At 67.3% G+C, this 17755-nt stretch carries 20 protein-coding genes; 13 read left to right on the forward strand and 7 right to left on the reverse strand.

Annotated features, from left to right (window positions below):
• Position 1: 1 nt before the first annotated feature.
• Both F9B98_RS02980 and F9B98_RS02985 read right to left on the reverse strand, forming a co-directional pair.
• Positions 2 to 604, reverse strand: coding sequence for a DNA-binding response regulator (locus F9B98_RS02980; RefSeq protein ID WP_150952654.1), 603 nt, complete (start codon positions 602 to 604; stop codon positions 2 to 4).
• Complete coding sequence (locus tag F9B98_RS02985) at positions 601 to 1782, reverse strand: sensor histidine kinase (RefSeq protein ID WP_225310199.1); 1182 nt, start codon at positions 1780 to 1782, stop codon at positions 601 to 603. Before F9B98_RS02985 ends, F9B98_RS02980 begins: the two co-directional genes overlap by 4 nt.
• A 152-nt stretch (positions 1783 to 1934) precedes the next feature.
• Between F9B98_RS02985 and F9B98_RS02990 the strand changes: the two genes are divergently transcribed.
• Positions 1935 to 2435, forward strand: coding sequence for a small multidrug efflux protein (locus F9B98_RS02990; protein WP_150952660.1), 501 nt, complete (start codon positions 1935 to 1937; stop codon positions 2433 to 2435).
• On the opposite strand, the gene F9B98_RS02995 is transcribed toward F9B98_RS02990, so the two are convergent.
• Positions 2407 to 2970 carry a hypothetical protein gene (locus F9B98_RS02995; protein ID WP_150952663.1) on the reverse strand — a complete coding sequence of 188 codons (564 nt, stop codon included), beginning with the start codon at positions 2968 to 2970 and terminating at the stop codon, positions 2407 to 2409. The genes F9B98_RS02990 and F9B98_RS02995 overlap by 29 nt on opposite strands.
• Before the next feature lie 78 nt (positions 2971 to 3048).
• On the opposite strand from F9B98_RS02995, the gene F9B98_RS03000 reads away from it, so the two are divergent.
• The 5 genes from F9B98_RS03000 to F9B98_RS03020 all read left to right on the forward strand — a co-directional run bounded on the left by F9B98_RS03000 (position 3049) and on the right by F9B98_RS03020 (position 5811).
• Positions 3049 to 3630, forward strand: coding sequence for a helix-turn-helix domain-containing protein (locus tag F9B98_RS03000; RefSeq protein WP_150952667.1), 582 nt, complete (start codon positions 3049 to 3051; stop codon positions 3628 to 3630).
• Between the two features lie 66 nt (positions 3631 to 3696).
• The gene (locus tag F9B98_RS03005; RefSeq protein WP_150952669.1) at positions 3697 to 4038 is read left to right on the forward strand and encodes a hypothetical protein; all 342 of its coding nucleotides are present in this window, start codon (positions 3697 to 3699) and stop codon (positions 4036 to 4038) included.
• On the forward strand, positions 4035 to 4304 hold the full coding sequence (locus F9B98_RS03010; protein ID WP_150952672.1) for a DUF1653 domain-containing protein: 270 nt from the start codon (positions 4035 to 4037) through the stop codon (positions 4302 to 4304). Before F9B98_RS03005 ends, F9B98_RS03010 begins: the two co-directional genes overlap by 4 nt.
• A 59-nt stretch (positions 4305 to 4363) precedes the next feature.
• The gene (locus F9B98_RS03015; RefSeq protein WP_150952675.1) at positions 4364 to 4606 is read left to right on the forward strand and encodes a hypothetical protein; all 243 of its coding nucleotides are present in this window, start codon (positions 4364 to 4366) and stop codon (positions 4604 to 4606) included.
• A 293-nt stretch (positions 4607 to 4899) separates the two neighbouring features.
• Positions 4900 to 5811 (forward strand): Ltp family lipoprotein, encoded by a 912-nt coding sequence (locus F9B98_RS03020; RefSeq protein WP_191966646.1) that lies wholly within the window; start codon positions 4900 to 4902, stop codon positions 5809 to 5811.
• 117 nt (positions 5812 to 5928) lie between these two features.
• Here the strand turns inward: F9B98_RS03020 and F9B98_RS03025 are convergent, their stop codons facing one another.
• Positions 5929 to 6678 carry an alpha/beta fold hydrolase gene (locus F9B98_RS03025; RefSeq protein ID WP_225310200.1) on the reverse strand — a complete coding sequence of 250 codons (750 nt, stop codon included), beginning with the start codon at positions 6676 to 6678 and terminating at the stop codon, positions 5929 to 5931.
• Positions 6679 to 6791: 113 nt separating this feature from the next.
• On the opposite strand from F9B98_RS03025, the gene F9B98_RS03030 reads away from it, so the two are divergent.
• A complete protein-coding gene (locus tag F9B98_RS03030; protein WP_150952681.1) occupies positions 6792 to 7394 on the forward strand; it encodes a hypothetical protein in 603 nt (200 codons plus the stop codon).
• Positions 7395 to 7484: 90 nt separating this feature from the next.
• Here F9B98_RS03030 and F9B98_RS03035 read toward each other — a convergent pair whose 3' ends face one another.
• Positions 7485 to 7778 (reverse strand): VOC family protein, encoded by a 294-nt coding sequence (locus F9B98_RS03035; protein ID WP_150952684.1) that lies wholly within the window; start codon positions 7776 to 7778, stop codon positions 7485 to 7487.
• A gap of 171 nt (positions 7779 to 7949) precedes the next feature.
• On the opposite strand from F9B98_RS03035, the gene F9B98_RS03040 reads away from it, so the two are divergent.
• A complete protein-coding gene (locus F9B98_RS03040) occupies positions 7950 to 8351 on the forward strand; it encodes an aldehyde dehydrogenase (RefSeq protein ID WP_225310201.1) in 402 nt (133 codons plus the stop codon).
• 47 nt (positions 8352 to 8398) lie between these two features.
• Here the strand turns inward: F9B98_RS03040 and F9B98_RS03045 are convergent, their stop codons facing one another.
• Both F9B98_RS03045 and F9B98_RS03050 read right to left on the reverse strand, forming a co-directional pair.
• The gene (locus F9B98_RS03045; protein ID WP_150952688.1) at positions 8399 to 8656 is read right to left on the reverse strand and encodes a nuclease; all 258 of its coding nucleotides are present in this window, start codon (positions 8654 to 8656) and stop codon (positions 8399 to 8401) included.
• A gap of 164 nt (positions 8657 to 8820) precedes the next feature.
• On the reverse strand, positions 8821 to 9690 hold the full coding sequence (locus tag F9B98_RS03050) for a hypothetical protein (protein WP_150952691.1): 870 nt from the start codon (positions 9688 to 9690) through the stop codon (positions 8821 to 8823).
• An 849-nt stretch (positions 9691 to 10539) separates the two neighbouring features.
• Between F9B98_RS03050 and F9B98_RS03055 the strand changes: the two genes are divergently transcribed.
• From F9B98_RS03055 to F9B98_RS03075, 5 genes are all read left to right on the forward strand, one after another.
• The gene (locus F9B98_RS03055; protein WP_225310277.1) at positions 10540 to 11859 is read left to right on the forward strand and encodes an RNA-directed DNA polymerase; all 1320 of its coding nucleotides are present in this window, start codon (positions 10540 to 10542) and stop codon (positions 11857 to 11859) included.
• The gene (locus F9B98_RS03060) at positions 11831 to 12379 is read left to right on the forward strand and encodes a hypothetical protein (protein WP_150952698.1); all 549 of its coding nucleotides are present in this window, start codon (positions 11831 to 11833) and stop codon (positions 12377 to 12379) included. Before F9B98_RS03055 ends, F9B98_RS03060 begins: the two co-directional genes overlap by 29 nt.
• A 248-nt stretch (positions 12380 to 12627) precedes the next feature.
• Entirely contained in the window at positions 12628 to 14007 is a 1380-nt protein-coding gene (locus F9B98_RS03065; RefSeq protein WP_150952702.1) for an MFS transporter, read from the forward strand.
• A gap of 4 nt (positions 14008 to 14011) precedes the next feature.
• Positions 14012 to 16195, forward strand: coding sequence for a molybdopterin oxidoreductase family protein (locus F9B98_RS03070; RefSeq protein WP_150952705.1), 2184 nt, complete (start codon positions 14012 to 14014; stop codon positions 16193 to 16195).
• Positions 16188 to 17753 carry an FAD-dependent oxidoreductase gene (locus tag F9B98_RS03075; protein WP_150952708.1) on the forward strand — a complete coding sequence of 522 codons (1566 nt, stop codon included), beginning with the start codon at positions 16188 to 16190 and terminating at the stop codon, positions 17751 to 17753. The genes F9B98_RS03070 and F9B98_RS03075 overlap by 8 nt, the downstream gene beginning before the upstream one ends.
• Positions 17754 to 17755 lie beyond the last annotated feature (2 nt).

Below are 17755 nucleotides of genomic sequence, written 5' to 3' on the forward strand. Positions count from 1 at the left end.
CTCAGATCCATCCCCTCTCCCGCGCGTGAATCGTCGCCTGCTGGCGACTCGCGAGCCCCAGCTTGCCCAGGACCGACGACACGTGGTTCCGCACCGTCCCCGCCGACAGGTGCAGCGACGCCGCGATCTCCGCCACCGTCTGCCCCCTCGCCCCCGCGCGCAGCACGTCGAGCTCGCGGTCGGTGAGCGGACTCCGCTCGTCGCTCAGCGCGTCTGCCGCGACCTCGGGGTCGACATACCTCCGCCCCGCCGCGACCTCGCGGATCACCGCCGCCACGTCATCCGCGGGCCTCGATTTGGGAAGGAACCCGCTGACCCCGGCGCCCAGCGCGCGCCGCAGCACTCCGGGCCGCGCGTGCCGCGTGACGATCACACAGCGAGACGGCACGCTCCGCAGGATCTTCGCGGCCGTGTCGACGCCGTCGAGCCCGGGCATCTCGAGATCCAGCAGGCACACGTCGGGCGTCAGCCGCTGCGCCTCGGCCACGGCGCTCTCTCCGTCGCGGCATTCGGCCACCACCTCCAGGTCATCCTCCAGCCGCAGCAGGGCGGCGAGCGCCGTGCGGATCATGTCCTCGTCGTCGGCGATGAGTACGCGGATCACGCGGATACCTCCTCGGGCACTCGAACCGTCACGCGGAACCGGTCGCCGAGGCGGGTGGCATCCACTGTCCCTCCCACCGAACCCACGCGTTCGGCGATCCCCGACAGTCCCGCGCCGTCGCCGACCGGAGACGCAGCCCTCCGCGCGTCGTTCTCGACGGTCAGCACCCACGCTCCCTCGTGACGCGCGAGGGAGAGGGATGCCGACACCCCACCGCCGTGCTTGAGCACATTCGTCGTGGACTCGCGGACGACCGGCCCGAGCACATCCGCCGGTGCGCGATCGGCCGCGGTGTCGACCAGCAGGTCGACGGTCAGCCCGGCAGCACGCAGCAGATCGGCGGCGTTGGCGAGTTCGTCGGGCAGGGGCACCCCGCGGAACCGCGCGGCCAGGTCTCGCGTGCCGCGTCGCGCCTCGTCGACGCTCACACGCGCCGCGCGGACCTGTTCGGCCGCGGCATCCGGATCGCGTCCCATCATCTTCTCGGCGAGCTCGAGCTGCAGCGCGATCACCTGCAGATGGTGGCCCTGCAGATCGTGCAGGTCTCCGGCGAGGCGCAGGCGTTCTTGCGCTGCGGCGAGACGTCCCTCGGCGCGGCGGGCGCGGTCGAGCTCTCGCACGATATCCCACCACCAGAGCGAGGTCGCGGTCAGCGGAGCGAGCATCGCGGCGAACAGGGGCAGGGCGAACGTGAGGGTGAGGTAGCCGTCGGGACTCAGCCGCGTCGCCTCGATCACCCACACCGCCACGATGGCGACGAGCACCAGCGCGACGAGCCGCACGCGAATGCCACCCCGCCACCGCACCGTGCACAGCGCCTGCGCCGCGAGGGCGATTGCGACGAGTAGCGACCCGGCACCGACACCGAGCACAACCGCCGACGCGACCCCCAGCAGCACGAGCGGCCACACGGGCCTGCGCGCGGAGTCGTCGCCGTCGTCGAGGGGCTCCCGCCGGTAGTGGATGAGAAGAAGAACTCCGGATGCCACCGACCCGGCGGCCCCGATCAGCACGAGGACGACGTCGAGCGGCGTGCCCCGCAGCACGACCACGAACGCCCAGAGGAACACGGCGAAGACGTGGAGGAACATCACGGATGCGGCGGTGTACCACCAGGTGACGCGGACGTCGCGGGCGTACGTCGCCGCGGGACTGCGGACGGGTGCGGGGGCGCTCACACCCGCCACTGTACGGGCGTGACATTCGTCACGGGTGGGCCGCCACATCCTCCCGCTCGCTCGTGACACCGCGACACTGCCGCCGGAAGCCGCTCGCCGATGGGATGGAATCACCGCGGAACACGCCGCGACCTCATCCCCCAGGAGTCCTCATGTCGAACCCCGTCTCCGACCTCATCCTCGATTTCCAGGGCCTCGTCGCCGACGTGCCCGACCTCGTCCAGCCGCTCATCGTCGCCCTCGCCGGGGCCGTGCCGTTCATCGAGGGTGAGGGGGCGGCGGCTATCGGCATCCTGGGCGGCATCCCTCCCGTGGTCGCGGCGCTAGCTGGGGCGATCGGCAACCTTCTGTGCGTGGCGGTCGTCGTCATGGCGTCGTCGCGCGTCCGCACCGCCGTCACCACGCGTCGCGGAGCCGTCGAGAAGCCCACCTCCGCCCGCCGGGCGAAGTTCGAGAAGGCCTACCACCGGTACGGAACGCCGGGTGTGAGCCTGCTCGGCCCCCTGCTGCTGCCGACGCAGTTCACCGCTGCGGCCCTCACGTCCACCGGCGTGCCCCCGATGCGTGTGCTCGCCTGGCAGGCCGCCGCGATCGTGCTGTGGACGACCGTGATCACGCTGATCATCACGGGTGTGATCCGCGCGGTGGCGTGAGGCTGTCGTTCGCCTCGACCGGGCCGAGCGGGCGCATCAGCCGCCTTGCTGGGCGCGAGGCGCGCCACCATCCGTACAGCACGCAGGTGCCCGTGACGACCGCACTGATCGGGGTGAAAGGTGTCGCCAGCAGGAACCCGCTTTCTGTCGGCGCGCTGAAAACCGCGATAACCGAAGGCCCGACGAGCAGACCGAAGACGCTCCACACCACCACGTGGAACGCGACCGACCGCCGCCTCCGCATCGAACGAGCGCACAGCCAGGCCAGGGGCATGCCGGTCAGCATCACGAGCAAGGCCACGCTGCCGCCGATGAGCGCGGTCCAGAGCATCGACTGAGCGACACCGACGGCACCGGTGGCCAGGTCGCTCGCCGTGTCGCTGACCCCGACGATGGCCGTCACGGCGACTGCGCTGAGAAGCAGAACCATGAAGAGCAGCAGAGCGTGCCCGGCGCCGCTCAAGACGTCCGACCACGTCGCGGTCATCGGGGCGTCGGGATCGTGCGCGCGGCCGTGGTCGTCGTTATCCCCCATTCCGCGAGCCTAGGGCGGTGAGGTTCCCGCGATCCATCGTGCGACTGGTGTCATCGTTTTAGATAACAGGGGGCGGACATGAGCATCGTGAACTCGCTGCGCAGGGCGCGTAAGCGCTCGGGCGCGAGCCTTCGGAGCGTGGCCTTGCTGTCCGGAGTCGGGGCCAACAACCTCAGCGCGATCGAGAACGGCCAGCGTGAGCCGACCTCGTCGACAGTGGATCGACTCGCCGTCACGATGGGAATCGATTGGATTCCGTTCGAAGCCCACGGCCGCACACCCGCCGCCATCGCGGCCGATCAGATCACCCGTGCCGAAGACGAAGGGCGGCATGCGCAGGCATACCGCCGCTTCATTCAACTCGCCGACGATCTGGCCTCCGCCGACCCCGTGGCGCGGGTACTCCTCTCCGCGGAGCAGCCGGACGAGTCATCCTCACGATGGCTCGACGCAGTCGCCGCGGTCGTGGAACTGCGCCTCCACGAAGTTCACGCTCCGGTTCCGACGTGGGCGAAAGAGCGTTCGGGTCGACCGGATGCCGTGTGGCACCCTCAACGCGGTTCACGCGCGCTTACCCTGACCGCAGATCACGAGCAGGTTCCCGAGGAATTCCTTCGAAGAGGGGTCGCAATCGAGCGAGGGGAGTTGCTCAGTGTGTAAGAGCCACCCTTCCCGCCGGTCGACATCGAGCAACCTGCTGCCCGCTCCCGTGGCTAGGCTCGACACATGACTTGCTCCGCTCGCCCCACCTTCACCGAGATCCACGAGTGGGTGACCGAGTACGAGAAGCACGACAGCGTCGCTCACGCCACGGTGCACGTCCTCCGCCAGGACGACCCCGAACACCTCGAGTCGGGCATGGTCGCGATCCACCTCAATCACGGGCCCGCGTCCATCTCGCTGAACGTCAACTGCGAGCGGCAGTGGACGGCCGCCCTCTCGGAGCGCTCGGGAGAGTTCCCCCTCTCCGGCTCGCACCTCGTCGCCCTCGGCGAGGAGCTGTACACGACGGGCAAGCTCTGCGAGTACCTGCAGGCGCGCACCGACGAGGCCGCCGTAAAGTCGTGACGCACACCGAGCTGCCGCATATCGAACCCGGTATCTACGAGCACTTCAAGGGCCAGCGCTACGAGGTCTACGGCATCGCACGCCACTCCGAGACCGAAGAGGTCTTCGTCTCGTACCGCACGCTCTACGGCGACCACTCCCTGTGGGTGCGCCCGATCGCGATGTTCACCGAGGTCGTCGAGCGCGACGGGTACTCGGGGCCGCGGTTCCGGCGCGTTGGCTCGCCTCCCGCGGGCGATCGACCGGATGACGCGCGCCAGAAGTGACTAAGCCGGCGCGGCCCAAGATCGTCTGCATATGCGGTTCGGCTCGATTCGCCGAGTACATGCGCGTAACGAACCGCGAGTTGACGCTCACCGGCGTCATCGTGCTGGCGCCCGCCGAGGTCGACGGGCCGGTCGATGACGAGCAGAAGGCCATTCTCGACGAACTGCATCTGCGGAAGATCGACCTCGCTGACGAAGTGCACATCGTGAACCCCGGCGGCTACATCGGCAGCTCCACGCGTCGCGAGATCGCCTACGCCCGCGCGGCGGGCAAGTCCGTAAGTTCCACGGACCCCCTGTGATCTCAAAGCGCTCGACCGGGAGGCCGACGGGCGGCGAAGCCAGCAGGTCCTGACCCGCCTACTCCCTCGCTCTGCGGTCTAGGCAGCTGCAAACGATTCACATAGCGAATTCATCAGCACTACGGCATAATCACGAGAGCGAGCGTGGGGGGCGCGTTTCGTGGATGCCGCTGGGGCGGTCTCTTCGTTCACTTTTCCCGGATACAAACGTGCGCGCTCGGTCGTACGTCCTTCAGTCGATGACGCGCTGAGCGCGGATGCGTTCGCGCACATCTCAGAACCGAAGGAACCCGATGAACGACAACAACCCGACTTACGCCGCTGGCTGGTACGCCGACGTCAACGCCCCCGGCACCGAGCGTTATTACGACGGCGCCGCGTGGACCGAGCATTCCCGTCCGGCATCCGCTCACGCTGCGGCAGAACCGACTCCCGTGGCCGTTCAGAATTCCTCGGCAAAGGCGCCGTGGTTCAAGCGTAAAGCGATTGTCATCCCGGTCGGCGTTCTCGCCGGGCTCATCGTTCTGGGCAGCATCGGCTCGGCTATGGGTGGCGGAAAGCGCGAACCCGTCGAGGCCGCCGAGAAGGAGGTCGTCGTGGCCGCGCCGGTGACCGAGGAGGTCGCTGCCGCCGAGGTTTCGGTCCCTGAAACGACCGGCCTGACCGCCAAAGAGGCGGCTGCCCTCATCGAGAACGCAGGCCTCGAGTTCGAATTCTCCGCCGACAAAGGTGTGGTCATCGACCGGGACAACTGGACGGTTCTCAGCACCACGCCCGCTTCGGGAACGACCGCAAAAGCCGGCGACACCATTGTGGTGAACGTCGAGAAGAAGGCGGCTGCTGCCGCACCCGCTCCTGCGCCTGCTGAGCCGGCCAAGCCGTCGATGACCACCGCACAGTCGAGCGCCGTGCGCTCGGCCGAGTCCTACCTCAAGTTCAAGGGCTTCTCGCGCGCAGGCCTCACCGAACAGCTGACCAGTGAATATGGTGAGGGATTCGCGGCGGAGGATGCGGAATTCGCCATTGCATACATCGAGTCGGCCGGAAAGGTCGATTGGAATGAGCAGGCTGTGAAGTCGGCGAAGTCTTACCTCGACTTCAAGGGCTTCTCGCGCGATGGACTCTTCGACCAGCTGACGAGCGAGTACGGCGAGAAGTTCACCGCGGACCAGGCGAACTTCGCTCTTTCGGCCGTCGGACTGTGACCCGGCGCGGAGGGGTGGGCGCGGGCGCCACCCCTCCGCGTTCCCCTTCGTTTGCATGGCGACAGAACCGACGCAGTCGGCGGCACCGACACAGAGCGAATATCGCAACAGTGACCCTCAGCCCGCCTTTCCTTCGAACGCCCGGATCAATTCGCCCGACGTCCCCGCAGCGGTGAACTGCGCGAGGTGACGATGCCCCTCGATGGCCACCACCTCCCCCGCCGCAGCACGCCCACCGAGCCGGTCCGCCCAGGTCTGACGCGCGATCGGATCGCTCCCCCCGCGCATCACGAGCAGCGGAACGCCCACCAGCCGCACCCGATCCTCGAGCGGGTACCGCAGCATGTGCCGCGCCTGCCGCAGATACCAGACCGGCCCACACCGCACGTAGTCGGCGAACACGATCCCGTTCGGTCGGGGCGGCTCGAGCGCCGAGTCCCGCGCCAGCAGGGCCGCCTGCCACAGCAGCCCGCGTCGCCGGTCGTCGGTCACGGGCCCGAACGCGACGACCCCGCGCGCCAGGTCTGGACGCCGGATCGCCAACTCGACGACCCACTGGCTCCCCATCGAATGCCCCACGAGCACCGCGTCGCCCACGCCCAACTCGTCGAGCACGACACCGAGAGCGTCGACCATGTCCCGGATGCCAGGACTCCGGGCCGGCTTCGGCAGGCCGCCGAAGCCGGGCAGATCGATCGAGTGGACTTCGGCATCCGTCGACAATTCCTCGTGCAGAGGTCGCAGGTAGCGGTGCGACATCCCGATCCCGTGGATGAGGACGTACACCGGGCGCCCGGGCCTGCGGGTCGAGCACGAGCGGAAGACGAGGTCACCGACCGTGTGATCGGAGATGTCGAGGCGGGGCACGGTGGCCACCGTACGGCGGATCGGCGGCGACGCGATCGAGGGTTGCGAACCCCTCGCTCGCCGGGTGACGTGACCAGCACGTGCGACGTCCGACCGCGTGGGAGAGTGACGACGTGAAACTGTATTCCGACTTCGCCGCGCAGCGGGTCCGCCAGATGACCGCCGACGTGATCGCACTGGCGCTCATCACGGTAAGCATCGCCACCGGCATCATCGTGTTCTCGACGGTGAATCAGCTCGCGCAATTCGGCGTGCAGATGCAGAACGCGGGCACCGACTTCCGCACCTCGATGACCGATGTCGGCGACCGGCTCGGTGGCGTCCCTCTCATCGGCGAGGGGATCAGCGCTCCGTTCGACACGGCGAGCTCCGCGGGCAACACCCTGGCCGCGGCAGGTCAGACCCAGCAAGACCTCGTCCTGCAGGCGGCCATCGCGCTCGGTGTCGGAGTGGCCGCCCTCCCGATCCTGATCGTCCTACTGGTCTGGCTCATCCCGCGCCTTCGCTTCATCTCGCGGGCGACGCGCACCCGCGCCCTCCTGCGCGCAGGCCTCACGACCGACCTCCTCGCCCTACGCGCGCTCACCCACCAGAACGTGCGCACCATCGCGAAGGTCGACGCTGACGCGGTGAGTGCCTGGCGACGCGGCGACCCCGCCGTCATGCAGCGCCTTGCCGGGCTGGAGCTGAGGTCTGTCGGCATCCGGGCTCGATGAGACGCGAGCAAGCCGACACGCTCAGCTCTCGACAACGAGGAGCACCTGAAACCCGTCGGGGTCGGCGAACGCCAGGGCGTGCGTCTGCCCTTAGGGGTTCGAGGGCGTGACCTCTCGGCCGGCGAGGCGACCCGCGAGCTGTTTTCGCTCCGCCTCATCCTCGAGATAGAGAACGAGCACCGTCTCGGGGTCGGGTGTCGGCGCCGAGGGACCGCCGCCGGATGTGAACTCCAGATGCGCGCCGCTCTCGGAGAGGTCGAGAAACACCCCGACGTACCCCGCGTGATCGTGGAAGTCGCCGAGGACGGGGAGACCCACCCCATCGCTGTAGAACCGGACGATCTCATCGAGCCGGTCGGTGTGACGCGCGAAACGGACCTTCATGCGCCCAATGGTTGCAGCCGGGCTTCTCGGATTGCTCGCATTCTTCACCACCTGATCAACTCACCCAGAGCCCTGTCGCAGGGCGACCTCTCGCGCGTAGCATCGCCGGTACGCCGGAGTCCCTCCGCGGCATCCGGTCCCTCCGAACCGACGAGAACACGGGAGATCCAGATGGACACGATGGCGATGATGAAGTCGATGGACATGGGCGAGATGACCATGGACATGGATGCCATGCAGGAATGCATGCAGTCGCTCAACGCGTGCGCGATGGCTGCGGCCATGTGCGCCGGTAGCGACATGATGCACGGCGCCGAGATGGCGAAGTGCTGCGCCATGTGCTCGAACATGGTCGAGATGGCTCAGGCGACGATGCACATGATGATGCGTCCGGCCGGCATGAACATGGATGTGATGAGCGCCATGATGACCGCCTGCATGACCATGGGCAAGGCGTGCGCCGCCGAGTGCCGCGCCCACGGCGACATGGACGAGATGTGCCGCTACTGCGCCATGGCCTGCGACGACATGGTCATGAAGTGCGAGGCCATGATGGCTTCGATGAGCGCCTGAGTTCTCTTCTTCGCGCGGCCGCTGACGTTCCGTCGGCGGCCGCTCGGCTATGCGGCGCGCGCGGTCGTTATGATCGCGGACGCGCTGAGCAGTTCGGCGACCGGGTGGTACGCCACCGGCTCCCCCACCGCGATGTCGACGGCCGGGCCGACGATTCGCAGCTGCACCGTACTGCCGTTCAGCAGGGCGACCGTCGCGGTCGAGCCGTGGGCCTCGATGACGAGGCCGTCCCACCACGCAGACGGGTTCGAGGCTGCCATGCAGCGCTGGATCGGGTGGACTGTCGACGAGATCGTGCGGGACATGGCTTCACCTGCCTTCGGAGTGGTTGGTGTGATGAAGCTACGGGATGCCGCGGGGGTGAGCGATCTGGGGCGTAGTGGGGCGTAACGAGAGCACTCGACGAGATCTGACGTGGAATGCTCGCAACCCCTAGGCCAGCGTCACGCGCCTGGCTCGGCAGCCGTCATCAGGATTTCTCGACGCTCCGCAGCTGCGAACCCACAAGGTACTGGCCCTCTGGACTCTGTTTCCGGAAAGCGACGACCGCCCGCAAATCCGTGAAGAATTGGGCGGTGGGCCCGTACTCGAGAGAGACGTCGCGAATCACAATGCACGACCCATCGTTGCTCAGGGAGCTGCCCGCGAGACACGGAACTCTCTTGTCAATGATCGTTAGCCACGTGTCCGATTGCTCTGTGGGTTCTTGGAACGCCGCGAAGTAGCGCCTGGCGGTCATGGGTGGCGAGAACGCTGTAAATTCTGTCGACACCCGCGCACAGTCGCGCCCACATACGGACGCAGCGTGACGCCTCGCTTCTTCCAGCACCGGCAGAACTATCGCCTGCCTCCACCCGTGGTTCCTGGACTCCTCCTCGAGCAGTTCCTCCGCGCCACTCCACGCAGACCACACGTTGTTGCTGATCGCAGCGGCCCGTTCTGGATCTATCCGGTCGGCAACACTCATAAGAAGAAACGCCGCAACCTGGAGCTGTCGCTGTGCAGACTTAGGCCTGATGCCCTCGCGAATCAGCTGACCAGGCACCATGCTGAGCGCGTTAGCGAAAACCTCGAGCGGTTCGACGTCCCTCAAGAGAGATATCCAAGGCCTATCCTCCCAGCGATCATCTGTGTCTGCATGGAGTAAAACACCCACCGCAAGCGTGGGATTGCCGTGACCACGGACGCAATCAGAGTGCTCCCAAAAATAGTCCAGGTCGACCGGGGAGGGCGTTTCGCCGAACTCGTCGAACCGTTCGATGAGCAGCGTGAGTCGTTGCTGATCGCCAAGCGCTTCAGGGAGAACCCGCGCAGCGACGGTCGGGTTATTGCGTACCATCGTCGAAAGATTCTCGCGGTCCATAAGAGAGCGCGCGGAGCACGGCCAGCGGCGTTCCATTCGCGGACCCAGTCATGGCTTGAGTTAGTAAAAATTGAGTTAGTCGCGACTACGACGACGTCGACGTCCGCGTAAGCAGACGCGTTCAAAACGGCGTCCTGGACGAGTCGCTTTCCCACCGTCCGCCGTCGCCCCTTTGACTCTAGCCACCAACGCTCGCGAACGGTTCCACCGTTTTCCGAGGGCGAGCGGAATGAAAATTCCATGTCACGTCCGCCGTCGGCGGCGTGCACGCCCTGGGTTGTCCCGGATCGCCAGGTCATATCGACCGCGCCCATGTCCGACAACAGACCCCAGAGCAGCTCCTCCAGCCTTTCCCCAATTAGCCGCGACCAGTCAAGGTTCGTCGCGAGCGGATCTACGCGGGTGTTCTTCGCCCCGTCGCCGTCTTCGCTCATCGAATCGAACCCCCTCCCCTGTCGATGATGTCATGGGGGACACCCCAGTCGCCGCCTACGAAATTGCACTACTTCCAGCAACTTCAAACATTCAACCCCCATGCCTCAGCGCCCTGCTCGACCGCATGGCCACCCAGGAAGCCCGACACGACGCAGCTCCTCGCACTGCACAGGTCACTAGGATGCCCTCGGAGGAAGAATGAAAATTGACGCCGCGGTCGTCAAGAAGCTCGGGATCAGCGAAGCCGCAAAGCGAGTCGTGAGCGTGCCCCTTGACCGTCTCCCGCTCCTCATCTCGGAAAGATGCTTCGAAGGACGAGAGGGCAGACTTTCTCGGGACGTCGCGTCGGCGTACTCATCCGGCACCTCCGTTTCATCTGAGACGTTCAGCATGCCGCGAAAGGGCTTCGGCCCCCGTCCTGTCACCTTGCTCTCGACGCGAGACCGGATTGTTTACGACGCCCTAGTGCACGAACTTCGCAGGGGCTTACCCGCCGAATCCCGTTCACCCGAAAATTGGGCCGCTTTCCGCGCCTTTGGCAAGTCGACAGGTAGGGGCTCCGCCAAGTACATAGTAAGTCTCGACATTGCTTCCATGTACGAATACGTCGATCACGCGGTATTACGACGAGAACTACTCGTTCAGACGATGGACGTCGCACATGTGGAAGCGACCGTAGGGCTTCTCGGCGAAGCGTTTGGCGCGGGCCGGGGATTACCGCAAATGACATCGTCAAGCGACATCCTGGCTGACGCTTATCTCGCGATTCTGGAACGCTCTCTGCGTCGTCACGGCTATCCCCTATCTCGCTATGCGGACGATTTTCGGGTATTGGCAGCGGATTGGGCGACAGCCAACCACATTATCGAACAGGCAGCGGAAGTTGCCCGCAGCATTGGGCTGGTTTTGTCTGCAGAGAAGACCTCTATTAAAAAGGCATCAAAATTTGCCGACGAAGATGCTGAGCTTCAGCGCGTTCTCAACAAATATTTCGCGGCAGCACAGGCGGATCTAGAATCATTCGACGACTTGATGGACTGGTACGTGGAGCCCCGCGAGGCGGAACCTCTCGACGAGGAGTCCGCTATGGAGGAGGCTTTCCATCGGGTCTTGCGTGATTGGAACCGTGGTGGAACCGCCTCGGGTATACCCAGCCAGTTGGTAGCCAAAGCGTTGCGGAGTCTCCGAAACGCCGCAAACCGCATGAGCAACAAAGGATTGACGCAACTAGTTTTCATCGATCCCTTGAAGCTCAGCAGCGTGATTCTCTATCTTCGCGCCCGGCCGGAAGAAGTAGCGCATAACTGGCGGACGGCGAGGAAACTCGCAGAGATGAAGCGCCAAAGCCCCTGGGCGAAACTTTGGCTCCTCACTTACTGTTCCGAACTTCCCTATCTACCCGACAATCGGAACGCACGGTTTTTGCGAGGCTGGGCGAAGTTGCAATTGAAAGACGGTCACGAAGTAGTGCGCGCCGAAGCAGCATGGACCCTGGCCTCCTGGGGTTTCATGTCAGAGCGCCGCATCGCCGAGTTGTTTGGATCCGCCACCTCGATCAGCCGCCCCGGCATAGCTGCCGCTTGGGGCCGTACGGGCGCTTCTGCCGCAGGGAGTCTGAGCATGGCGATCAAAGGCGCATCCCCCCTTTACTCCGACGCTTTCGAATGGGGGGGCGAGGTACGTGCCAGCGTACTTGAGCGAACCAGCTGAGGCGGCGCTTTGGGCGATCGCGAATCTCGACCCCAGTCAGCTTCATCCTGAGTTGATCGTCCTGCGTTCGGCGTCCATCGTAGAGAATTACGTCGACAAGTTGCTCGGAATGCTGACAGCCGAGTACCTGGAAGGCGAGAGCGCATTTCAAACAGCACTGAGACAGATCACACGGGAACGGCTAAGCCAAAGCTGGAACGGTCGCCGGGAATGGTTACGCGACTCATTTGAAATAGCTGTGCAGAGTGAAACGGAGGAACAGAACTTCCTACTATTAACGCAACTTCGAAATACGCTGGCACATGGACCGGAGTCCCTCACCGGCCTGCAGCGAGCGAAGCTTACCGAGCAGCTGAACCTAGAACGAGAATTTCGGAACAAGCTAGCGGTCATAGTCGACGGGCCGAAGGTTCGCGTCTCTGTAACCACTGCCTCGAGGGCGATAAGTGTCAGTAATGGTTACGTCCGTGCGCTCGACGAGGTTGCGCGCCCCGTCCTGATGGCGCGACGCCTTTTTTAGCATCCCCTGACCGGTTCTGGAAAGCCCGCTGCACGGGCGGCCAGTGGCCTCGCAGATAAGCACAAGCCCGCCCCGTGTAACGCCCACGTAAACTCCCCCTCTCCCCGCTCCCCCTCCCCCGGTGAGCCACTCGTTACCTCCCCGCCCCCGACGACGCGGTCCCGGGTAATCCCTCCTCCCTACGCTGGCGGCACGTCCCGCCCATGCGGGGCGCTGCACCTCCCCCGCATCGCCCACCGGAGGACTCCGTGACCGTCACCGACCCGCGCCCCGAAACCGCCCACGCGCCCGCAGCCGACAGCACTCTGAAGCACCGCCCCGGCCGCTGGATCGACAGCTGGAACCCCGAAGACACCACCCAGTGGAACACCGAGGGCAAGGCCATCGCCGCCCGCAACCTGCGGTGGTCGATCTTCGCTGAGTTCCTCGGGTTCGTCGTCTGGCAGCTGTGGTCGGTCGTCGTCGTGTCGCTGCCGGCGGCGGGCTTCCAGCTGTCGACCGGTGAGATCTTCTGGCTCATCTCCATGCCGAGCCTCGTCGGCGCGACGCTGCGCATCCCCTACACGTTCATGGTTCCGCGCTTCGGCGGCCGCAACTGGACGATCGTCTCGGCCGGCCTCCTGCTCATCCCGAGCATCGGACTCGCCATCGCGGTCAGCAACCCCGCGACCCCCTTCGGCGTCCTCCTGCTCATCGCGGCCCTCGCCGGCTTCGGCGGCGGGAACTTCGCCAGCTCGATGTCCAACATCACCTTCTTCTACCCGGCCGCGCAGAAGGGCTGGGCGCTCGGACTCAACGCCGCCGGCGGCAACCTCGGCGCCTCGGTCGCCCAGTTCGTCGTGCCCATCGTCATTACCGTCGGCGCTGCCGCGACCCTCAACCTGCCCCTCGCGGGCCTCATCTGGGTGCCGCTGATCCTCGTCGCGATGGTCGGCGCCTATTTCCGCATGGACAACCTCTCCGCCGCCAAGGCCGACATCGCGGCATCCCTCGCCGCTCTGAAAGAGCCGCACCTGTGGATCCTCGCCGTCCTCTACATCGGAACCTTCGGCTCGTTCATCGGCTTCGCCGGCGTCTTCCCCAAGCTGCTCGCCGACACCTTCCCCGAATTCAAGGGCATCGCGATCGGCACGGCGACCGTCACCCTCGCCTTCCTCGGCGCCCTCGTCGGCTCGCTCGCCCGGCCCTACGGCGGCAAGCTCGCCGACCGCTTCGGCGGCACGGTCATCACGATCGGCGCGTTCACGGTGATGGGTCTCGGCATCCTGAGCGTGATCCTCACCCTGCCGATGCAGAACTTCGCCGTCTTCCTGCTCTGCTTCCTCGTGCTGTTCGCGGCGGCGGGCATCGGCAACGGCTCGACGTACCGCATGATCCCGACGATCTTCGCCCTCAAGGCCAACGGCGGTATCGGCGCGCAGCGCAAGGCCGCCGCGGCCCTCGGCCTCATCTCGGCGATCGGCGCGTACGGCGGCTTCTTCATTCCGCAGCTGCTCGGCTTCTCGAAGACGACGTTCGGTTCGTACACCCCCGCCCTCGGCTGGTTCGCCCTCGCGTACGTCGCGTTCCTCGCCCTGACCGCCGGCGTGTACCTGCGGATGTCGAAGAAGACCGGCACCCGGATCTGACGCCATGAGCTCCGCCGACACCCACTGCCCGTACTGCGCACTGCAGTGCGCCATGACCGTCACGCACGACAGCACCACGACGGTTGAGGGCCGCGATTTCCCGACGAACCGGGGCGGACTGTGCGCAAAGGGCTGGACGTCGGCGGAGCTTCTGGCATCCCCCCACAGACTCCGGATGCCATTGATCCGCCGAACCGACGGAACTCTCGCCGAGACGACGTGGGATGAGGCACTGGATGCCGTGGCTCGAGCCTTCCGCTCGACGCGCGAGACCCACGGGCCCGACGCGAACGCCATCTTCGGCGGCGGCGGACTCACCAACGAGAAGGCCTACCAGCTCGGCAAGTTCGCCCGCGTCGCCCTCGGCACCTCGCGCATCGATTACAACGGCCGCTTCTGCATGTCGTCGGCGGCAGCGGCATCCAACCGCGCTTTCGGCATGGACCGCGGCCTCCCCTTCCCGGTCACCGACCTCGACGACGCCTCGACGATCCTGCTGCTCGGATCGAACGTCGCCGCGACCATGCCGCCCTTCCTCGCCCACCTCGCCGGGGCTCGAGCCGCGGGCGGACTCATCGTCGTCGACCCGCGCCGCTCGGCCACCGCGCGCCTCACGGAAGACGGCGCCGGCACGCACCTGCAGGCGGCTCCCGGAACTGACCTTCCGCTCCTGCTCGGCCTCATGCACATCGCTATCGCCGAGGGCCTCGCCGAGCGCGCCTATATAGAGGAGCGCACGAGCGGGTTCGACGCCCTGCGCCGCAGCGTTTCGCCCTGGTGGCCGGAACGGACTTCCGCGACGACCGGCGTCCCGGTCGCAGACCTCAAGGCCACCGCGCGTCGCCTCGCCGCGGGACGCGCCTTCATCCTCACCGGACGCGGCGTCGAACAGCACGTCGACGGCACCGCCACCGCGACCGCCGCGATCAACCTCGCGCTCGTGCTCGGTCTCGTGGGCAGCGAGGGCTCGGGCTACGGCACCCTCACCGGCCAGGGCAACGGACAGGGCGGACGCGAGCACGGCCAGAAGGCCGACCAGCTCCCCGGATACCGCTCCATCCGCGACCCCGAAGCCCGCCGCCATGTCGCCGGGGTGTGGGGCGTCGAGCCGGATGAGATTCCGGATGCCGGCATCCCGGCCACCGCTCTGCTCGGCGAGCTGGGTGGGCCGGTGAAGACGCTGCTGGTCGCGGGCTCGAACGTGGTCGTCTCGGCGCCCGACGTCGAGGCCGTCCGCGAGCGGCTGAAGGCCCTCCACACCCTCATCGTCTGCGACTTCTTCCTCTCCGAGACCGCGGAACTCGCCGACGTCGTGCTCCCCGTGCTGCAGTGGGCCGAGGAGGAGGGCACGATGACCTCGCTCGAGGGACGGGTGATCCGCCGTCGGCGCGCGCTACCCGGACCCGAGGGAGCCCGCAGCGAGCTGTGGATCATGGCCGAGATCGCGCGGCGTCTGGGAGCGGCATCCACGTGGTCGATCGATCCGGCCGAGGTCTTCGACGAGCTCGCCCGCGCATCGGAGGGTGGCGTCGCCGACTACTCCGGCCTGTCGCACGCGCTGCTCGACACCGGCATCGAGGCGTACTGGCCGTACCGCTCGTCGAGCACACCGCGCCCCTTCACCCAGCGCTTCGCCCACGCCGACGGCCGCGCGCGTCTCGTGCCGGTGGACGCCACTCCCCCGACGCCCACCGACCGCGGCGGCGAGCTGACCCTCGTCACCGGCCGCTACCTGCAGCAGTACCAGTCGGGCACGCAGACCCGCCGCGTGACCGAGCTGAACAGCGCCCGCCCCGAGGCGCGGCTGGAAATTCACCCCTCTACGGCGTCTCGGCTCGGCATCCGCGAGGGAGTCCTCGTCGCCGTCTCGAACGAGCGCGGCACCGTGCGCGCGCGGGCGAGCGTGACCACGGAGATCCGCCACGACACGCTGTTCCTGCCGTTCCACTACGCGGGCGAGGGATGCGCCAATCGGCTCACCGAAGCCATCGTCGACCCGACCTCGGCCATGCCCGAGTTCAAGCGCACGCGGGTTCGGATCGAGGCGATCCCGGATGCCGTGCCCCCAGCGGCCCGTCACGTTGCGGCCGCGCCGGTCGTCGTGGCGGAGCACCCGGGGGTCGCGCCCGCGCTCGTCGGCGTCGCGCAACTCCGGATCTCGAACACCGAGGAGGAGACCCATGGCTGAGCGTGTGGTGCTGGTGGGCTACGGCCCCGTCGGGGCGCGGCTGGTCGAGGGGCTCCTGCCCGCGGTGCGCGAGGGGCGGGTCGACCTCACTGTCGTCGGCGCCGAGCCGCACGACGTGTACAACCGGGTGCTCCTTGCCGAATATGCCGTCGGACGCATGGAGCGCGACGCGCTCGACATGAGCGACCGCCGCGTCGCCGAAGACGCGGGAGTGACGTTCGCGCTGGGAACGACGGTGGTCGGCATCGACCGCGACCTCCGGGTGGTGCGCCTGCACGATGGCATCCGGATTCCCTACGACCGGCTCGTGCTCGCCACGGGTGCGCGGGCGAACGTGCCGACGCTCGCCGGGCTCGAGCGGGCGCAGCGGCACCGATCCGCACGGCCGACCGATCCCTCCGCCCTCGACCAGGGCACCGCGCCGCTCCCCCGCGGCGTCGTGGCCCTACGCGATCTCGCCGACGCGGAGCACGTGCGCGCGGCGGTCTCGGCCGGTCAGCGCATCGTCGTGCTCGGCGCGGGAGTGCTCGGCATGGAGCTCGCCCTGGCCGCGGCCGAAGCGGGTGCCGAGGTCGTCGTCGCATACCACTCCGCGGCCCCGATGAACCGGACGCTGGACGAGAACGGCGGCAAAGTGCTCGCCGCCGCGGCGAGCGCGGTGGGCGTCGAGATGATGCACCACGCGCGTGCCGAGAGCATCGTGCAGCGCTACGACGACCATGGCCAGGCCTGGTTCGACGGGCTCGTGTGCGCCGACGGCAAGGTGCTCGCGGGCGACCTGCTGGTGCTGTCGTGCGGGGTCGGGGCGCGGGCGGAGTTGGCATCCATCGCGGGTCTCGCCACCTCGGCCGGCGTGCTCGTCGACGCAGCGTCGCGCTCGTGGACCGACCCGAACGTCTTCGCCATCGGCGACTGCGCGCACGTCGCCGATCCCGCCGAGGCCGACGCCGACGGCCGCGTGCCGGGAGGGCCGAGCGGACTCGTGGGCCCCGGCTGGCGACAGGCCGACCGGCTCGCTGCGCTGTTATCGACGGGGGTCGACGTGCCCACGCCCGTCGAGCGACCGGGCGTCGTGATGCTCAAGGCCGAGCGCATCGACGTGGTCGCCGGAGGCGCTGTCGAGGCCGATCCTTTCTCGCACGCTCCCGGATGCCACGGCCCCCAGGTCACGCTCTGGGCCGACCCCGCGCGCGGCGCCTACGTGAAGCTCGTCACGGTCGAGGGGGTGCTGACCGGCTTCGTGGCGGTCGGGATGCCGCGGACCGGGGCCGAGTTGACGCTGCTCTTCGAACGCGGGTCGGAGCTGCCCGCCGACCGCTCGTCGCTGCTGCGCCTCGACGCTCCGGACGCCGGCATGGCCGTTGTGGCCGACCCCTTCGCCGCGGATGCGACCGTGTGCTGGTGCAACGGGGTGAGCGCGGGGGCGATCCGCGAGGCGGTGTCGGCCGGGGAGCCCACGGTCGCGTGCGTGAAGGCCGCGACCCGCGCCGGCACGGGCTGCGGCGGGTGCGTCGGCCGGATCAGCGAGCTGCTGGCGCGCGAGGCCGTGCCGGCCTGAGG

The organism is Microbacterium testaceum StLB037, assembly GCF_008763945.1.
GTDB classification, from domain to species: Bacteria; Actinomycetota; Actinomycetes; order Actinomycetales; family Microbacteriaceae; genus Microbacterium; species Microbacterium testaceum_G.